This window comes from Streptomyces sp. NPDC046900 (assembly GCF_040644975.1).
Classification (GTDB): Bacteria; Actinomycetota; Actinomycetes; order Streptomycetales; family Streptomycetaceae; genus Streptomyces.
In genome coordinates this window covers 1-17,209 of the sequence record NZ_JBEYXD010000128.1, presented here as the reverse complement: position 1 = coordinate 17,209, position 17,209 = coordinate 1, and the positions used below count along the sequence as shown (strand labels likewise).

At 67.2% G+C, this 17,209-nt stretch carries 13 protein-coding genes and 2 pseudogenes; 7 read left to right on the top strand and 8 right to left on the bottom strand.

Features of this window, described 5'->3' with window-relative positions; all coding sequences use genetic code 11:
* Positions 1–473: 473 nt before the first annotated feature.
* The 3 genes and pseudogenes from ABZ904_RS46985 to ABZ904_RS46975 all read right to left on the bottom strand — a co-directional run bounded on the left by ABZ904_RS46985 (position 474) and on the right by ABZ904_RS46975 (position 3,453).
* The gene (locus ABZ904_RS46985; protein WP_361830255.1) at positions 474–2,198 is read right to left on the bottom strand and encodes a hypothetical protein; all 1,725 of its coding nucleotides are present in this window, start codon (positions 2,196–2,198) and stop codon (positions 474–476) included.
* 139 nt (positions 2,199–2,337) lie between these two features.
* Positions 2,338–2,492 (bottom strand): annotated as a pseudogene (locus ABZ904_RS46980) (site-specific integrase); the annotation flags it as partial.
* Positions 2,493–2,562: 70 nt separating this feature from the next.
* Positions 2,563–3,453 carry a helix-turn-helix transcriptional regulator gene (locus tag ABZ904_RS46975; RefSeq protein ID WP_359408827.1) on the bottom strand — a complete coding sequence of 297 codons (891 nt, stop codon included), beginning with the start codon at positions 3,451–3,453 and terminating at the stop codon, positions 2,563–2,565.
* 280 nt (positions 3,454–3,733) lie between these two features.
* Between ABZ904_RS46975 and ABZ904_RS46970 the strand changes: the two genes are divergently transcribed.
* Positions 3,734–4,597 (top strand): SDR family NAD(P)-dependent oxidoreductase, encoded by an 864-nt coding sequence (locus ABZ904_RS46970; RefSeq protein WP_361830253.1) that lies wholly within the window; start codon positions 3,734–3,736, stop codon positions 4,595–4,597.
* 350 nt (positions 4,598–4,947) lie between these two features.
* Positions 4,948–5,118 (top strand): transposase, encoded by a 171-nt coding sequence (locus tag ABZ904_RS46965; RefSeq protein WP_359408831.1) that lies wholly within the window; start codon positions 4,948–4,950, stop codon positions 5,116–5,118.
* Positions 5,119–5,157: 39 nt separating this feature from the next.
* Here ABZ904_RS46965 and ABZ904_RS46960 read toward each other — a convergent pair whose 3' ends face one another.
* On the bottom strand, positions 5,158–5,730 hold the full coding sequence (locus ABZ904_RS46960) for a helix-turn-helix domain-containing protein (protein WP_359408823.1): 573 nt from the start codon (positions 5,728–5,730) through the stop codon (positions 5,158–5,160).
* A 95-nt stretch (positions 5,731–5,825) separates the two neighbouring features.
* Between ABZ904_RS46960 and ABZ904_RS46955 the strand changes: the two genes are divergently transcribed.
* The gene (locus tag ABZ904_RS46955) at positions 5,826–6,164 is read left to right on the top strand and encodes an EthD domain-containing protein (protein WP_359408821.1); all 339 of its coding nucleotides are present in this window, start codon (positions 5,826–5,828) and stop codon (positions 6,162–6,164) included.
* An 874-nt stretch (positions 6,165–7,038) separates the two neighbouring features.
* Here ABZ904_RS46955 and ABZ904_RS46950 read toward each other — a convergent pair.
* Positions 7,039–7,677 carry a hypothetical protein gene (locus ABZ904_RS46950; RefSeq protein ID WP_359408819.1) on the bottom strand — a complete coding sequence of 213 codons (639 nt, stop codon included), beginning with the start codon at positions 7,675–7,677 and terminating at the stop codon, positions 7,039–7,041.
* 693 nt (positions 7,678–8,370) lie between these two features.
* Between ABZ904_RS46950 and ABZ904_RS46945 the strand changes: the two genes are divergently transcribed.
* Both ABZ904_RS46945 and ABZ904_RS46940 read left to right on the top strand, forming a co-directional pair.
* The gene (locus ABZ904_RS46945; RefSeq protein ID WP_361830250.1) at positions 8,371–9,045 is read left to right on the top strand and encodes a hypothetical protein; all 675 of its coding nucleotides are present in this window, start codon (positions 8,371–8,373) and stop codon (positions 9,043–9,045) included.
* Between the two features lie 159 nt (positions 9,046–9,204).
* Positions 9,205–9,396, top strand: coding sequence for a hypothetical protein (locus tag ABZ904_RS46940; protein WP_359408815.1), 192 nt, complete (start codon positions 9,205–9,207; stop codon positions 9,394–9,396).
* Between the two features lie 493 nt (positions 9,397–9,889).
* On the opposite strand, the pseudogene ABZ904_RS46935 reads toward ABZ904_RS46940, so the two are convergent.
* Positions 9,890–10,987, bottom strand: a pseudogene (locus ABZ904_RS46935) (acyltransferase family protein); the annotation flags it as partial.
* Positions 10,988–11,508: 521 nt separating this feature from the next.
* On the opposite strand from ABZ904_RS46935, the gene ABZ904_RS46930 reads away from it, so the two are divergent.
* Both ABZ904_RS46930 and ABZ904_RS46925 read left to right on the top strand, forming a co-directional pair.
* Complete coding sequence (locus ABZ904_RS46930; RefSeq protein ID WP_361002569.1) at positions 11,509–13,296, top strand: long-chain fatty acid--CoA ligase; 1,788 nt, start codon at positions 11,509–11,511, stop codon at positions 13,294–13,296.
* 59 nt (positions 13,297–13,355) lie between these two features.
* Complete coding sequence (locus ABZ904_RS46925) at positions 13,356–14,480, top strand: acyltransferase (protein ID WP_361830248.1); 1,125 nt, start codon at positions 13,356–13,358, stop codon at positions 14,478–14,480.
* 666 nt (positions 14,481–15,146) lie between these two features.
* On the opposite strand, the gene ABZ904_RS46920 is transcribed toward ABZ904_RS46925, so the two are convergent.
* Together ABZ904_RS46920 and ABZ904_RS46915 are read right to left on the bottom strand one after the other, a co-directional pair.
* Positions 15,147–15,476, bottom strand: a complete 330-nt coding sequence (locus ABZ904_RS46920; RefSeq protein ID WP_361830246.1) for a hypothetical protein — start codon at positions 15,474–15,476, stop codon at positions 15,147–15,149.
* Between the two features lie 681 nt (positions 15,477–16,157).
* Positions 16,158–17,174, bottom strand: a complete 1,017-nt coding sequence (locus ABZ904_RS46915; protein ID WP_361830257.1) for an IS30 family transposase — start codon at positions 17,172–17,174, stop codon at positions 16,158–16,160.
* Positions 17,175–17,209: the final 35 nt, after the last annotated feature.

Here is a 17,209-nt window from a genome sequence, read left to right as displayed (position 1 = left end):
TCACGGTGACGCCCTTGCCCTTGGCTAGCGAGTTAGTCTCACCTCTCCTCGTCGGGACTTTCACCCTTTAGTTGTCGCCCATGCTGGGCGTACCGATTCCTCCCGGGTCTGAAGACCCGGGGTTCCTCGCTAGATCATGCTGAACATTGGGCAGCTCAAGCAGATGGCGCTCAGCACGGCATGGCAACGCGCCAGCGCCCCTCGCATGAGCGGGTACACCCGCCACGGATGGGCAGTTCGGCCGCGGCCTCCCACACGCTCGGTGTCGTCGGCGCCCTCCAACGGATTCCGCCGCGCCCATGAGGGTTGGGGCTGCGAGGGGCAACCTGCGCGTTCACTCCGGAGCCGTTGCACTACAGCAGCGAAGTACGGCAACCACCGCAACGGCACGCGAGCCTCAGCTGCTTGGCGTCAGCTCCCGAGCGGCCGATATGGCGGACTGCTGAGCGTGACAGGGGCGAAGCGGAGGTGGCTCAGGTGCATCCGGCGTCGTTTTTCGGCCGCAGGCCCGGCTCGCGGACCATCACGGTGATCTCGGCGGCGGCACACTCAGCGCGGCCTGGGCGGTGCAGCCGTCGCTCCAGCGGTGGGAAGCCGACACTGCCGACGGGGACGTCGTCGACCTCGGTGCGGCAACGGACGATCAGCTCACCTTCGGGGCTGTAGACAGCGCGGATGACATCCGCCCACGGGAGGTGGGCAGTACGCCACAGGCCGCGAACGTGCAGACCATTGGAGTCGGCGGTGATCCGCCAGATCATCATCCGGAGGCAGACGCTCACCCAGTACAAGCCGCCTACCGACCAGATGAGCAACTGCCACCACGTAGGGGAACTCGTGAAGAGCGTCCCCAGCAGCATGATGGCCACGACGAGGAGCGCCGCTCCGACGGAGCGTCCCACCGGGCCTGCCTGCCACCGGACCGGGCCGGTAGCAGGGGTCATCGCGGCGAGGGCGTCTTGGACGCGGGCCTCAGCGGCCCGGCGGTGTGCGGCCGTGCGTGCTGTGCGTGCTGTGCCGGGACGGCAGATCCTGGGCTTGCCCGTGCGGTCGGGAAAACCGTGCCGTATCGGGGACGCGGTCCCCTCGACGAGCCACTGCCCGGACTCCGTTGCGCTCGCCAGAATCAACTCACCGCCCTCGTGAGGTGCACCGTAGAGCAGGGCTTGGCGCAGTGCCGTGCGGCTGCGGGTGTGGGGCTCGTAGCTCAGCACCGGGCGCAGGGTGGCGGTGTCGTCGGCGGCGAATATCTCCGTACGCCCCTGATGATGACGGGTCAGGACGCGCAGTACCGGGACCGGAGCGCGGTGCAGCGCCACCGCGCGCCAGCGGGAGAGCAGGCCCGAGCCGAGCACGGTGACACCGAGCCCGGCGAGGATGAGTGCGAGCGCCTGGCGGCCGGTTCGGTCTCCGTAGGGCTCAGTGGCAAGCCGCATCCAATCGCCGTGCATCAGCACCGGGACGCTACTGCCGACCCGATAGCTGCCCTGCGCGTCGAACCTGTGCCGTGTGTTATCGGAGAGGCGGACGGTGACGGTGTAGTCGTCAGAGTTGTAGGCCACGACTCGGGCGTTCTCCGACGTGGCCGCACGGGCCAGGCGGTCGTCTGCCCGGTCGTCCACGGCGACGGTCGCGATCAGGGCACCGGCCACCACGCACAGGATCGCCCCCGCAATCCCGCGGACCAGGCCCCGGCGCCACGGGCGGACGTCGTCCATCGCCGGGGCAGGCACCGTGATGCCGCCGGCCGCGTCGAGCACGAGCGAGCGCTGGCGGCCGCGCGCCCGCAACCGCGCCACGACGGACGCCCAGCCCCAGCACAGCGCCGCCACAACGACGGCATCCGCGATCTTCTCAGCCGGCCCGCCCAGCCAAGTATCGGGATTGCTCATCCAGATCAGCAGCAACGGAGCGGACACGAGCGCGATTTCCGGTAGCACAAACAACCACACCAGGTGCGGCAGGAAGAGCATCGATCCGGCCGCATCGAGCCAGTCCGCCCCACAGGGCGCTGCCACCGTGCACGTCGGGTCTGGCGAGAACATCACCGCCGCCATGACCACTGCCAGCAGCAGCACCACAGCCGGCCCCACCGGCCGCGCCCATGCGGGCACTTGGGCGTCCGCCCACCTCCTGGCATCGGCGGACACCCAGGGGCGAGCGGGGACATTCGCGTACGGAACTGAACTCGTCGTCACCCGCGCATTATTGGTCACGGTTGTGTGTTCCCTGCGCCTGGGGCCACCCCGAGTAGTACGCCCGGTGGCGAGCGCCGATCGTTGCTGCCGTTGGTCTCAGTTCTGGTCCCGGGGCGCCACTGGGAGCCCTCCCACCGGGAAGGGCCTTCACGTTCTCCCCCGCGTCCAGCAAGACCGACGCGTAGTAGTGCCTCAGGGCGTGCATGCCGTGCTCACGCGACTGTCTGATCCGGCTCCCCGGCGACCGCTCACGCCTGCTGAGACCAGCGCGGGCTTCCAGAGGTACATGTTGAAGTAGTTGCGGTTCAGCCCCTTATGCAGCAGCCCGGCTGAAGTACCAGATCTGGTGCGGGGTCCTCGCTCATCAATCCTCGTGCGCGGCCGGCTTCGCGGCTTGCTCGATGCTCTCCTGGTCGGATGTCGCCGCCCAGCTTGCCAGCAGTGCGAGACGCTCGGCGGTCGGCGACTCAGGCTCGGCGAAGTAGGTCAAGATTGTCAGACCTGGGTCGAACGGCAGCTCTATCGCTTCGTAGTCGAGTTCAAGCTCTCCGGCGATGGGGTGGTTGATGCGCTTGCGGCCCGTGTGGTGGTACTTGACGTTGTACGCGGCCCATCGTTTGCTGAATTCGTTGCTCTGGGCCGCCAGCTCACCGACGAGGTTCGACAAGCCACGGTCGCCGGGATTGCGGCCGACGTGCCTCCGCAGGACAGCGGTGATCTGATCGGCACTCTTCTCCCAATCGGGGTAGAAATCGCGCGCGCGAGGGTCGAGAAAAGCGAACCTGGCATTGTTGCCGCGCGCTATGTCGCTGCCGAGGATTTCGCTGTAGAACGCGCGGCCAAGGTCGTTTGCGGCCAGCAGATCCATCTGCTCGTTGAGGACCGAGGCAGGTGACCCGACGATCGAGTCGAGCATGCGTCGGATGCCGGGCCGCACGCGCTGCGCCGAGCTGTGCTGACTCGTCGTCCGCGTCCGATGCGCCGCGCGCGCGAGATCGAATAGGTGCGCGGCTTCTGCTTCGTCGAGGTGCAGCGCCCCGACGATGGCGCCGAGCACCTCGGCCGAGACGCCGGCGAGCGCTCCGCGTTCGATGCGTTTGTAGTATTCGACGCTCACGCCGGCGATGACCGCAACTTCCTCGCGGCGCAAGCCGGACACACGGCGGTTCCCGGCTCTGCTGAACCCTGCCTGCTCGGGAGAGATCTTCGCTCGGCGCGAGCGGAGGAATTCGCTGATCTCCTGCCGGTTGTCCATGTTCGCCATGGTACGTCGCTCGTGGCCGACGTCAGGGGCCCTGCCAGGGCACCAAACGACCGGGACTCCCTGTGGTTCGCGTGCTGCTCTGTAATGGATGAGACGGCTCGACACCGACAGCCACTACCGGAGATGGGAGTCCGGGGGCGTCGTCCTGTCACGGGCGGTCTGATTCCCCCGCCCCGCTCGGGTACCGGCGCCGTCCCATCCGCTCTACCGCTCGATCCAGTTCCCAATCTCTTGGGCTGTCCGGCAGCCCGCACCGTACGAAGTGAGTCCCATGCCGAAGGTATTCCTTGTCACCGGTTCCTCCCGCGGCCTCGGCCGCGAAATCGTCACCGCGGCGCTGGCCGCCGGACACCGGGTGATGGCCACCGCCCGCGACCCCCGCACGCTGGATGACCTGGCCGCAGAACACGGCGACCAGATCCGCACCGCCCACCTGGACGTGACCGACCCGGACGCCGCCGAGCGCGTCGTCGCGGAGACCGTCGACGCCTTCGGGCGTCTGGACGTCGTGGTCAACAACGCAGGCCAGGGCGACCGCACCGCCTTGGAGGACACCACCCTGGAGGCCTTCCGCCGCCAGATCGACACCAACTTCTACGGCACCGTGTACCTCAGCCGAGCCGCCCTGCCCCTTCTGCGCCGCCAAGGCGGAGGCCACATTATCCAGATCTCCTCCCTCGGCGGCCGCATCGGCAGCCCCGGCATGACCGCTTACCAGTCCGCGAAGTGGGCTGTCGGCGGCTTCTCGGAGGTTCTGGCCACCGAAGTCGCACCTTTGGGCATCAAGGTCACCGTCCTGGAACCCGGTGGGATGCGCACCGACTGGGCAGGATCATCCATGCACATCCCGCCGGTCACCGAGCCCTATCAGGCCACCGTGGGCGCCGGAGCAGAAGCGATGCGCAACTTCGCCCAGGAAGCGAACGGCGACCCCACCAAGGTCGCCCAGGTCGTACTCACCGTCGCCGACCTCGACGAACCTCCGCTGCGCCTGCTGCTGGGCACCGACGCCTACACCTACGGACGCGCCGCCTGGGCCCGACGCCTGGAGGAGGACGAGAGGTGGCAGCACCTGAGCGTCTCCACCGACCACGACCAGGTCGACAGCAACGGCGCACGATGGCTCAGCGAATAGGGGCTCTTCCAAATTCGGATCATGATGTTCGAATGGGACTCCCCTGGGCCGTCCGAGGCCGACCAGCGCTGACAGACGCTGATAGGTGGCCACGACATCTTTGCAGGTCGAAGCTGCATCCAGCCCCAGAGTCCCATGTCGGAGTAGCCGTATCCCACTTCCAGAAGCACTGATCGAGTGCCCCATGCCCATCGACTCGATCATTGCAAATCCAACCCAAAAGCCGCTCCGCCGACCTCGTGACCTGGAGATCCCCTCTGACAGGACAGCTTGATACCGGGATGGATGGTCCCGGAGGAAGCAGTGTCAGGCAGTGAGCAAGGAGAGCAACTCGAGCAAGCGGTACACCCCTGAGTTCAAGCGGGACGCGGTCGCGTTGGTGCGGTCCTCCGCGGACGGTCGCGGCGGTGGCGCGGGAGATCGGTGTGAGTCCGGAGGGGCTGCGGCACTGGGTGCGGCAGCCCGCAAGCCCCCGGGTGACGTCAAAGCAAACCGACATCGCAAACTCGGTCAGACGGTGACTCCGACCCTCAGATACAAAGCCGCTCAGGTGCCGCCGGTCAGGCGGCGATCCCTTCGATGACCAGTTGGAGAAGTCTCTCGGGCCTCTCCTCGTCGCCGCTCTCACTCGCCGTTGCCAAGGCGGCCACCAGGGCAAGTAGATCGGAGATTCGCAGGTCCCCGCGCACCCCTCCGCCCCGGACAGCCGCTTCCAACAGCGCGCTACCGGCCTCCGTCACCGCCGCCTGGCATACGGCGACCAAGGTGTCGTCCTCTTGCGTTCCGGTGTTCAGCGCGGCACCCAGTCCGCGGTGGGCACCGACGTGGTCGATGTAGGCCCGGATCCAGTCGATCAGTGCGTCGCGCGGATTCGGCTCGGCGCGCAGCCGCTCGGCCAGCTCGCACAACGTCTCCACCTCGCCGACGCACACCGCCACCAGAAGGTCGCGCCGGGTCGGAAAGTGCCGGTAGAGCGTCGCGTTGCCGACGCCGGCCCGTCGCGCGATCACATCCAGGGGGGCGTCGGTGCCTTCCGCACTGAAGACCTCCTCCGCGGCGGCGACCAGCGCCTCGTAATTGCGCCGGGCGTCGGCGCGCACCGGCGGGCGGACGAGTTGCCTCGGTGTGATCACGGACAGTCCTCGTTTGACGAAGTGGGGAGTTCCCCGTTAGCTTACCAGGGAGAAAACCGGGGAACTCCCCGGATATGCGAGGAGGCACAACCACCATGATGAAGCTGCTCAGCTACCTGAAGAAGCGGGACGGCATCACTAGCGAGGCGTTCAAGGAGTACTACGAGACCAACCACGTCCCGCTCATCCTGAGCCTCGCTCCGTCACCCACCGTGTACAAGCGGCACTACCTGATACGCGGCGACGCGTTCAACCTGCGGGAGGACGAGGTCGACTTCGACGTGGTGACCGAGATGGGCTGGGAGGACCGCGATGCCTTCCAGGCGTGGATGACGGCCGTTTCCGACGAGCGGGTGGGCATCGACGAGGCGCGGTTCCTCGACCGGTCCCGGACCCGCGCGGTCCTGATCGACGACCATGTGACGGCGGGCTGAACCCGTTCCGCAACCGAACGTCTCCGGAACCTCGGCAGCCCTCGGAGTGACTGCCGGGGCTTTCCGCATCCAGCCCCTCGCCCCCGACTGCCTGAGGACGGTGTACCCGAGGGCGCTGTCGCCAGCCCGTGCCGGGCTGACTGCCGTGTCGTGGGCGCGTTTCCGTCTCAGTGGCGTCGGGCAGGCCCGCCGCGTCCGGCCGGCAATCCCGATCGACGGTTTCGACCCGGCAAGACGCCCGCAGGACTGCCGTTGGTCGGGCTCATGGGGTGAGTTCGGGGGATCGTTGCAACACGCGATGAGTTGGTCAAGCAGCGAGCTGCTTACGCAGTCGCTCAGCGGAGGTTTCCCAGTTGAGCGTTTTGCGTGGGCGGTTGTTGCGCTCGGTGGCGACTGCTTGGAGGTCTCTACGCCCAGCGCACCCTCGACGAAATCAAGACCCACCTCAGCGGATCACACCTGGTACTGCGTTCGCAGCACACCCGACGGAGCCGAGCAGGAACTCTACGGCTTCCTGCTCGTACACCACGCCATCCGACACCTGATGCACCAGGCCGCACAACAATCCGGCCAAGACCCCGACCGGATCTCCCCCACCCGCTCACTGCGCGTCGTGCGCCGCCAGGTCACCGACCAGACGGCGTTTCCCTCGGCAGACTCGCCGGCGCGGTCAAAGCAGCCCACGCTGAACTCCTCGAACGCTTCCTGCCACCGCGACGCCGCCGGACCAACCCCCGCGTCATCAAACGTACAGTCGCCAACTGGCCCCTCAAACGCGTAATCCACCGCGTTGCAGACCGCCCACGCGTCCCGGCCATCACCATCGTCGGTGCCACCAAACCCAACCGGGTCAAGTTGACATCAACACCGTAAGTTACCGGTATTGAGGCGAGACCCGGTGTAGCAACGAGAACGCCGTCATGTTCCCCTCGCACGTTTGCAGAACGAGCGAGGGCGAGCCTGAGAACGTCGGGACGGATCCACCCTGGCGGCTGATCGTCAGATGGTCATACACCTTGTACGCCCCTTCGAGCGGGCCGGAGATGACGTCTACCGTGCGGCCGACCGGGACTCGGGACAGCCACTGATAGCCCATGTAGTCGTGCCCCGCGAGGATATTCCCGGCGTACATCGTCAGCGCTCCGGCGTCGATGCAGGGCTGCGGGTGCGCACTGCAGTTGCGGTAGGAGCCGATTCGAACGTCTGCCGAGGGCGTTGTGGCGGAGTGGCGCTTCACCGGCCTCGTCGATGGCGCAGCCATGCGTGCAGACAGCCGAGGCGTCAGTGTCTCCCGGCCGGTCTCCCGCCGCATGTGCGACGCTGGGCGTGGCTCCGGGCGGTCAGGCGCGGAGCGCACCGGGGAAGGCGTCAAAAGGGGGGCCGTGGCGAGGTCGTAGAGCGGCGTCTGGGTATTGGCCGCCTTGGCCACGCTGACGCCGAGAGTGGTGACTGCCGCGACGGACACGGTGACCACAGCCGCGCGAAGGGGCCGGAAGGGTCGGTTCATCGTCATCTCTCCTCGTCCATCGCGGGCGCCGGGCCGCCGGCGCGCTTCGTCAGTATGGAGTTGGGTAACGGCCAGTTATGGAAACCGGGCACAGCCGCAGCGATACGCGACGACCGCGCCTTCACCCCGCAGGGGCGAAAGGGGCGAATCAATCATCCGATCAGCAACTCACGAGCCTACGAATTGAGGCCAGACCCAAAAACTCCAAAGCTACAATTTGGCCCGCCAGGCAAAACGGCGAGCCAAATTCCTCTGACATGCTAAATCTCCCCTCGTCCGGGTTGCAACAGTCGTCACTCTAATGCGCGCAACCCGTCAGGGCGGGAAACCGTGACAGCATAACCTGCTATCGGTCTCCAATCAGCAACTGCGTTGTGAAGTTTGCCGGTTCAAACGCAAAGAGGAAAATACATTTTGTACGCGACGTCCTGGCCAATGACCGCCATGCCCCCTATCAGTCACGCTGCCACCTAAAGCCGCAGTGCGACCGGGAAAGAGTTGGGGGGGTTCGAAGGGAGACCGACTCCACTATTCAGGGCCCCCAACTGACTCGCAGTCAACCCGGGGAGCAAACCTGGGATCCTTGCTGGTGCGTTCGGCGTTCAGTTCTCCGCCACCGACGTCTCAGAGAGTTCCGACTGGGAGTTCCGGAACTGGGACGCCCTGGTCACCTGCGAGTACGAACGTCTCGAAGGGGACTTGACCTGGTCGCTGAGTCTCTACAAAGCGAAAGAAGTGGAAGGGAACCCGTCCCAGGAGGAGTTGGCCGTTCTGTTGTCGAGGGGGCTGAACGCTCCGGTGTTCTTCGCTTGGGGCGGTGAACTTCCGTGGATCCGGAGGGTCGCCCAGCCTGACGGCGGGATCACTCTGGCACGCGTAGTCGACTCAAACAACGACGGGACCGGCTTCTCGGTCCAGGGCGCGGAATCTGCGACCGCCGGGTTCCCGAACGTCCCCGTGACACATTTTCCAGAAGTTGTTCGGGCTTTCGGCATTCCGACTCCGGTGACCGATTCCGTCGTTCCGTTGGGAACCAGTGGGGAACTTGAAAGTGTCCGTGGCCTGTTGGTGATCTGGGAGCGCCTCTGTATCCGGATGCGCTCCGACTGGCCGCCGAGCGGCTGGTACTCGGCTGAAATGTATCAGGAAGATCTGAAGCTCGGGGATCAACTGGAAGTGATGCTGAAGGAGTTCCCCGAGACCGATCGGATCACGGCTGCCGCTTCCGCACCGGATGCTCAGTACCGCGGACTGTCCGTAGAGGATCGAGGCAGCATCCTCTGCGCCGCATTGGAAGAAGAAGTCATCGAGGTGGGCGGCCGACCGTGGTACTGGCAACGCCGTCCCGCCGTCCTGCCGTGGGCCGGCGCGTGAGGGCGGCGTCTCAACGGCAGACCCCATCCGATCACTGTCGCTGTAGCGAAGAAAGCCTCCATCTGTGAGTCACGACGTCATCGCCCTCACCCGGAACATGCCAGACGCCCCGACCGTCCTGGCCGGACTGCGTGCCGGCGGGCCCGATCGGGTGGCAGCGTGGTCCTGATCGACGGGTCTTTGCTGCCGACCCGGCGCCGCGCCGGAGTGGCCATGAAACGCCGCTGGTCGGTCAAGCACAAGCGCCACGGGCTGCTGGTCATCGGGCTGACCGATCTGCACGGGCGGCTTCTGTGGATCTCCACGGCCCCGGCCCGCATGGGACTCGGAGATCACCGCCTGCCGCCATGACCACCTCACCGACAATCTGCGCGACGCCGGACTCGCAGCGATCACCGACTTCGGCTTCGTCGGCCTGGGCAACACGACCCGGCGGTCATCACCGGCTACAAGAAGCCCAAGAGCAAGCAACTTACCCACGGAAAGAAGCAAGTCAACCGGCTGGTCGCCGCAGAACGAGCCACATGCGAACACGCATTTCGCACACCTCAAGAACTGGCGCGTCCTGACGAAGCTCCGCCTCAACGTGCGGTGCGCGACCCGCCTGTACGCGCACTGATGATCCTCAACCAGCACGAAATCGACCGCTGACAGGCGATCTTCACGACAGACAGGCCCCGGCGACCAGCTTGAGCGCGCCATCACCCCTGCACGCCAGACCCGTGAGTTGCGACTTCAAGTCGGTGAAGGCTGACTGAAACGCCGTGCTGATTCTTGGACGGTGGAGCAGGGTGGCGCGGTGGATGAGCGAGCGGACAGGAGAGCCTCGTGCGGCCGGACTCTGTCACTCGTGGTGCCCAGCAGCGTCGGGCGCGGGGAGCGATGTCCGTACGCGGCGCGCTGCCCAGAACGCGACCAGTCCTGCCAGGTAAATCATCAGGGCCGCCAGGGGGACACCCGCGGGCCCTGCGCCTTGGAAGCCGCCGACGGTGAGCCGGATGATGCCGGCGCAGGTCGCGGCTGTGCCGACCAGCACCAGGACGACGGCGAGCCGCCTCGCACCGCTGTCAGCGCCGAGGACCGCCCGGGCGGCGGGACGGGTGGCCGTCGACGCCCTGCGACGCGGACGTTCGAAGCGCGCGAACACCGTTACGAGGACCCCGAGCAGCAGTGCGCAGATCGCCACCCACACCGGCCGCCACGCGAACCAGCTCGCCGATCCGATCTCCGGTTGGGGCATGATGCCGGTCGGGTAGAGCGCCAGCGCGGCCACGAGCACAGGGACCATGTGCCACAGGAACAGCGTCATGATCCCCCCGTTGACGGCGATCACCGCCATCCAGACCCGCTGTCGACGCAGCCAGGGACGCAATGGCCCGGCGAGCAGCAGGGCCAGACCGGTCTGGGCCACGGACAGGGAGAGCGGCGCGACTGTCGGCGGCGAGGTGTTCTGCACCTCAGCCCCGGGCACGCCGACCATACTGACCGGATACGGCCCGATCGTCGTCAGCGCGACCAGCGCGGCCGACCCGCCGAGGAACAGCAGCCAGGGGCGGGCCGGAGGATGGGTCAGGGTGCCATCGCGCCAGGCGAAGCCGAGTTGGGGAAGGATCAGCCAGACGACCAGGAAGTTGGCGGCACCGAGGTAGCCGACGCCCGTACTCAGCCGCAGGGCGTCGAAGCCGGCGGCGGCCACGGTGAGGGCCGCCGGGACGGCCAGGCCCCAGCGTCGGTGGGCGTCCAGCATCGTGGGGGTCAGGGCGACGACCACCAGATAGACGGCGAGGAACCACAGCGAGATGGCCACCACCCAGGCGGCCAGCCGCACCAACCCCGGATCAACGCCTGCCAGCCGGGCAGCCGCGGCGACCGCAACCCCGACCACGATGAATACCGTCGTCGGCCGCAGCAGTCGGTCCGCACGCGACCCCAGCCAGTCGGCGTAGCTGCCCCGCGTCTACAGGCCGAGGTCCAGGATGCGGCGTTGGCGTAGCCGCCGACCAGGAAGAAGATCCCCATCACCTGGAACAGCCAGGTGAGCCAGTGCGTCCACGGCAGAACAGCGAGCGCGTGCTCCCCGCCCAGCCGGCCGTCCCGAAATGTGATCATCACGGCCAGCCAGTGGCCGATCACCACCATGACGATGGCGAACGCCCATAGAAAGTCGACATAGCGGTCACGGCGCGCGGGGGTGGCATCGGCGAGGTCCCGAACCCGCACCCGGTCCTCCTCCCTCGCGCGTCCTGTGAGCACGCCCCCTCGGGCTCAGCGTCGAAACCTGACGAACAGGTTCGATCTGGCTGTCCTCGAAAAGTGAATGTATCGTGACGTCTCAGCGCAATCCGGTAATTCGTCCCGGCGCACACCATGAACGCGTGTCAGCGTTCGCAAGAGGCAAGAAGGCCGTGCACCGTTCGGCTGCACCGAATGGTGCACGTTCCGATATACGCGGAAACTACGGTCATGCGCGAGTACGAGAGCCCGTCCGCGATCCGGATTCCGCCGCAGGACCAGCTGGCCAACGCGGTGTTCCGAGGCGACCGGCCCGAGCTTGTCCTGTTCGACCGGCCGACGGGAAGTGGCTGGGAGCGCGTGACCGCCGCGCGGTTCGCGAGCGATGTGCGCGCCCTCGCGGCGGGTTTCCTCGCTGCCGGGATCCAGCCCGGCGACCGGGTCGCACTGCTGGCCACGACCAGCTACGAGTGGACTCTGACCGACTATGCCCTGTGGACGATCGGTGCGGTGCCGGTGCCGATCTACGACACCTCCTCGGCCGAGCAGATCCGGTGGGTGCTGGAGGACTCCGAGGCCGTCGCGATGGTGGTCGAGACGTCGGATCACCGCCACCGACTTGAGGACATCCAGGTGGACCTTCCCATGCTGGAGCAAGTGTGGCAGATCGACGCCGGTGATCTTTCTCGGTTGCGGCAGGAGGGCGCCGGAGTACCCGACTCCCAGGTCGACGAGCGCCGTGGCGCGGTCCGCGCGGACGACACCGCCACCATCATCTACACCTCCGGCACCACCGGCCGGCCCAAGGGGTGCGTACTCACCCACGGCAACCTGCTCTATGACGCCCGTGCTGCGATCGCGGCGCTACGGGAGATCTTCGGCCACGACGCCTCGACGGTGCTGTTCCTGCCGTTGGCGCACGTGTTCGCCCGGGTGATTCAGGTGGCCTGCGTCGAGCACGGCGTTCGCCTGGCTCACACCGCCGACCTCGCTCGCCTGCCCGACCACCTGGCCGCGCTGCGGCCGACGTTCATCCTGTCGGTGCCCAGGGTGCTCGAGAAGGTCCACGCCCGGGCCCAGCAGCGCGCCGAGGCGCAGCGCCGCGGCGGCATCTTCAAGCGCGCTGAGCAGGTCGCTGTCCGCTACAGCCAGGCATTGGAGCAAGGGGCCCCGGGCCGACGGCTCACCCTGGCCCACCGCCTGTTCGACAGGCTCGTCTACCGCAAGCTGCGGGCGGCTCTCGGCGGGCGGGTCACCTACGCCATCAGCGGCGGCGCTCCGCTCGGCGCCCGTCTTGGCCACTTCTACCGAGGCATCGGCGTGACCGTACTCGAGGGCTACGGGCTGACCGAAACCAGCGCCGCCGCCACTGTCAACATGCCCTCCGCGGTCAAGATCGGTTCAGTCGGGCAGCCGCTGCCCGGCGTCACGGTCCGGATCGCCGAGGACGGTGAGATCCTGCTCCGAGGCCCCGTGGTGTTCCCGGGCTACTGGCGAAACGAACCAGCCACGAAGGAGACGCTGAGCGCCGATGGCTGGCTGTACACCGGAGATGTCGGCACCCTGGACGACGACGGATTCCTGACCATCTCGGGCCGTAAGAAGGAGATCATCGTCACTGCCGGCGGGAAGAACGTCCTCCCCGCGGAGCTGGAGGACCGTCTGCGCACCCACCCTCTGATCAGCCAGGTGGTGGCCGTCGGCGATCGGCGCCCGTTCATCGCCGGCCTGATCACTCTCGACGAGGAGGGGCTGGCGGCCTGGAAGAGGAGCGCTGGCAAGTCGGCGGCCGCCACCCCCGCGCAGCTCCGCGACGACCCCGACCTGCTTGCCCGGCTGCAGACGGCGATCGACGAGGCCAATGCGACCGTCAGTCAGGCCGAACGGATGCGCAGGTTCAGGGTCTTGCCCGGCGACCTCACCGAGGCCCACGGCTATCTCACCCCGACCCTGAAAGTCCGGCGCAGTCGGGTGCTCCAGGACTTCGCGGCGGATGTGGACGCGCTGTACCGGACATGACCCCCCGCTGGCGCCGGTGGTCTCGTGCCCCCGGGACCCCTGGGGCGTTGGACCGGTTGGTGAGCGCCACACCGGAAACCCGGGACCGCGTCGTCGACGCCGCCCGAGCGCTCAGCATCATGGTCGTCACCTTGTGGCACTGGACCCTGTCGGTCACCCATCGCACCGCTGACGGCGACCTCGTCATGCCCAACCCGATCGATGCCGTTCCCGGCGGGTGGCTGGCCACCTGGGTACTGCAGATCATGCCGGTCTTCTTTCTGGTCGGCGGCTACGCGAACCTGGCCGGCTGGCAACGCACGCAGGCGAACAAGGATCCCGCCGGACGGTTCGTCGCCGACCGGCTCCGCAGGCTGTCGGTACCCACCGCCGTATGGGCGGGGGTGTGGCTGGCCGGTGAGCTGATCGCCGCGACCCTGCCAGGACATCACCGCTGGATGTGGCAGTGGTTCCCCGGTTACCTGACGCCCTTGTGGTTCCTCGGCGTGTACAGCCTGTTGATCGTCACCGTGTCCGTGACGGCGACCCTGCATGCCCGCCATGGCGCCGGCACCCTAGCCGCGCTCGCAGGGCTGATTGCCGCGGGCAGCGTGCTCGGCCGCGGCGTCGGGCTGGCCTGGGCCGAATGGGTGACCCTCGCGCTGGTGTGGCTGTTCTGCCACCAGCTCGGCTACGCCTGGCGCACCTGGCAGCTCGGCCGACGGTCGCCGGCCCAGCGGCTGGCGGTCACCGGGGCCGGCCTGCTGACCCTGGTCGTGCTGACGGTGCTCGCCGGTTACCCCCGCTCAATGGTCGGGACGGTCGGCGACGCCGAGTCGAACATCTTCCCTACCAACGCGGCCATCGCGGCGCTCGCAGTCTTCCAGCTCGGTCTGCTGGCGCTGATCACGCCGACCGCGGCGCGCCTCCTGCGTCGCCCCCGTGTGTGGAAGCCTGTGGTGGCACTCAACCTGGTGGCGATCACCGTGTTCCTGTGGCACATGACCGCCTACCTCATCGCGTTGTGGTTCTACGAACGTCTGGGCCGCACGCTCCTGACCGAGCCGACCGCCCACTGGTGGGCGCAACGCTGGTTCTGGCTGCTGGCCCCCATGGTCGTCCTCCTCGTATTGGTCGCGGTGTTCGCCCGATTCGAGATCATGGTCCGCCGGCCCCGCCGAAGAGCCACCACGGTCGGTGAGTGACGATCACCGAGCATCTTCTGCTTGACGACACCGGCCCGACCCGTGACGTCCCCGGCCGAAAAGAAAAAGGCGTGAACCGTGCATTTCTCCTTCGCTCTCTTCACCCTTCGGAGCCGTCGATTTTCTACGGATTGCTTCCGAGTCGTCGGGTCGTGATGTGGTGCGGGGCGTTTCGATGAGTTGATCGGTCCGTTGCGGGCGAAGCTGGAGGCGGTGGCGTCGCATCTGGACGAGTGTCAGCGTCGGCTGTTGTACGAGGCGGAGGCCCGGATACTCGGTCACGGCGGGATCGCCGCCGTCGCGGGCTCTCGCGCGCTCACAACTTGGGGCAGGATGGGCATGACTACCACCAGCCAGTCGGCCGTGGGCCGGGCCAGCGTGGGCACTTACGGGGGCGAAGGTCCGGCTCGAGGATCTCGGCTGGAGAGCGAATCAAGTGCGCCCCGTCCGGAATAGGCGCTGCAGGGCGCGACTCGCGACGCCCTTGGTCACTTGCCGCGGAGATCGGGTGTCGCAGCCCGCAGTTGTGACTCGGGCTGGCTACTGTAGCTGGTCACACCTCGATGCCGCTGACCAATTCAGTGAGGCGGAAACACGCTTGGTCCGTGCTGCCAAGATCGAACTGCATGGCTGAGTGGTTAAATCGGTGCTCACTCTCTACACCGCTCAGGACGAGCACGTGAAGCCGGAGGACTGGTCGAGGTGGAATGCGGAGCCCGGCGCCGTCGGTGTCCACCCCTCACGCAAGGCAAGCCGAACAGCCGCGGCGACACCGGACGGCAGTACTGGTTCAGCCTCGCGGCCGATCCAGTTGCTCGGATGCGGCTGGTCGGTGGTGACCACAAGCGTCATGCCCGGGGTGCCCGCGTGCTCGACCGCGAACGTGCACAGCGACCGGGCCAGCCCCTGGAAGTACGTCGGTCGGCCTCGCAGCCGCCAGCGGTATGCCGTACCGTCGACGACGATCCGTCGTGATCCTTTGCGGACCAGTGCCATGACTCCCCTTCAACGGCCATGATGCTAGCGAGCCCGGCCCCGCCATCCGTCTCAGTTTCCGTCTCATTCAGCGCCGTTCACGGCCGTTCAGATGAGACCGCAGCCGATTGCCGCTCCTGCGGCCGACTGCCGATGAACGCCGGTGAACGGCCCCGTCCGAGGCTCCGTAGATCACCAACACAGTTGGAAAGCGTGTTGGTGGGGGCCTGCGCAGCCTGCCGTTCCGGCCGGCAGACGTGGCCCTCGGGCAGGGCGACCACGAGTCACGTGCACCTGCAGGCCGACTCGCTGCGGTACAGCAGCGAAGTACAGCAACCGCAGCAACCTGCCCCGTCCGACAGCGTCACTGTACAGCCGTAGCCCGACCGGTATGACCTCCAGTGACCGGTCCACATAGAGCTACGGATCAGAAGGTACCCGTGCCCCACACCACCCTTGGCCGACTCCCCTGACGGCAGTCTGACGGCAACGACAACGGACGTCAGCGTACGCAGCGGTATGTCACGGGGTGTCGACGTCTGTCGTTGTCAGGCCGGATCATGATTTTGGCCGCTCGATCAACTCGCCTGAAAAGCGGAAGGTCGCCGGTTCGACCCTGGCCCCAGCCACCGTCGCCCACCAGGGCAAACACCCCCTCCGGGATCGGCGGATTCCAGTGATCATCGCAACACGTGGTCAGTGTTAGGCGGCCGTGAGGAGTGTATGCAGGCGCTCGGCTGGTGTTTCCCAGCCGAGCGTTTTGCGTGGCCGGCCGTTGAGCTCGGCGGCGACGGCGTCCAGGTCCTCACGGGCGTGGACGGACAGGTCTGTGCCCTTGGGAAAATACTGCCGCAGCAGGCCGTTCGTGTTCTCGTTCGAGCCGCGCTGCCAGGGGCTGGCCGGGTCGCAGAAGTAGACCGGTATGTCAGTGGCGGTGGTGAACTCGTGGTGCCGTCCCATCTCGCTGCCCTGGTCCCAGGTCAGGGACCGCGTGAGATGGGCCGGCAGGGCCTTCACGGCCTCCATCAGCGCGTCGCGGACCAGCTCGGTGCTGCGTCCGTTGGGCAGGTGGAGGAGCATCACGTAGCGGGTGGTGCGCTCGACCAGTGTGCCGATGGCGGATCCATTGTCCTTGCCGATGATCAAGTCGCCCTCCCAGTGGCCGGGGACGGCCCGGTCAGCAACCTCAGCGGGACGTTCGCTGATCATGACCATAGGGTGCCGATAGCGGGGCTGGCGCTGCTGGGCCTGGCGACGGGGCTTGCGGCGGGCCCGGCCCGTGCGAAGTGCCTTGACCAGCTCCCGGCGTAGTTCTCCCCGGCCCTGGATGTAGAGAGCCTGGTAGATCGTCTCGTGGACCACGTGCATCTCCGGGCGGTCGGGGAAGTCCCTGTGTAGGTGCTGCACGATCTGTTCCGGGCTCCAGCACCTGCTCAGGCGCTCCTGTATGTACTCGCGCAGTTCCGGGTTCTGAGCGATCTTCGCAGGCTTGGGGCGGGCCCGGCGCGATTCGGCACGGGCCTCCGCGGCGTGCGGCCGGTACTGGCCGTTGGTGGGGTGTCGGTTGCGGCGTATCTCCCGGCTGACCGTCGACGGACTGCGGTCCAGGTCCGCGGCGATCCTCCGCACGGGCACCTTCGCCCACACCTGGTCAGCGATGTAGAGGCGTTCTTCCAGCGTCAGGTGCCGGGACGCAGAAACGACCCGCTCAGCCCGCACTCTGTGTGCGGGCTGAGCGGGTCGTTTCTGCGTTG

Excerpts from the sequence above, each read along its gene's own strand:
- ABZ904_RS46970 (WP_361830253.1), top strand. The coding sequence starts at position 3,734 with ATGCCGAAGGTATTCCTTGTCACCGGTTCCTCCCGCGGCCTCGGCCGC.
- ABZ904_RS46930 (WP_361002569.1), top strand. The coding sequence starts at position 11,509 with ATGCGCGAGTACGAGAGCCCGTCCGCGATCCGGATTCCGCCGCAGGAC.
- ABZ904_RS46955 (WP_359408821.1), top strand. The coding sequence starts at position 5,826 with ATGATGAAGCTGCTCAGCTACCTGAAGAAGCGGGACGGCATCACTAGC.
- ABZ904_RS46975 (WP_359408827.1), bottom strand. The coding sequence starts at position 3,453 with ATGGACAACCGGCAGGAGATCAGCGAATTCCTCCGCTCGCGCCGAGCG.
- ABZ904_RS46950 (WP_359408819.1), bottom strand. The coding sequence starts at position 7,677 with ATGACGATGAACCGACCCTTCCGGCCCCTTCGCGCGGCTGTGGTCACC.
- ABZ904_RS46920 (WP_361830246.1), bottom strand. The coding sequence starts at position 15,476 with ATGGCACTGGTCCGCAAAGGATCACGACGGATCGTCGTCGACGGTACG.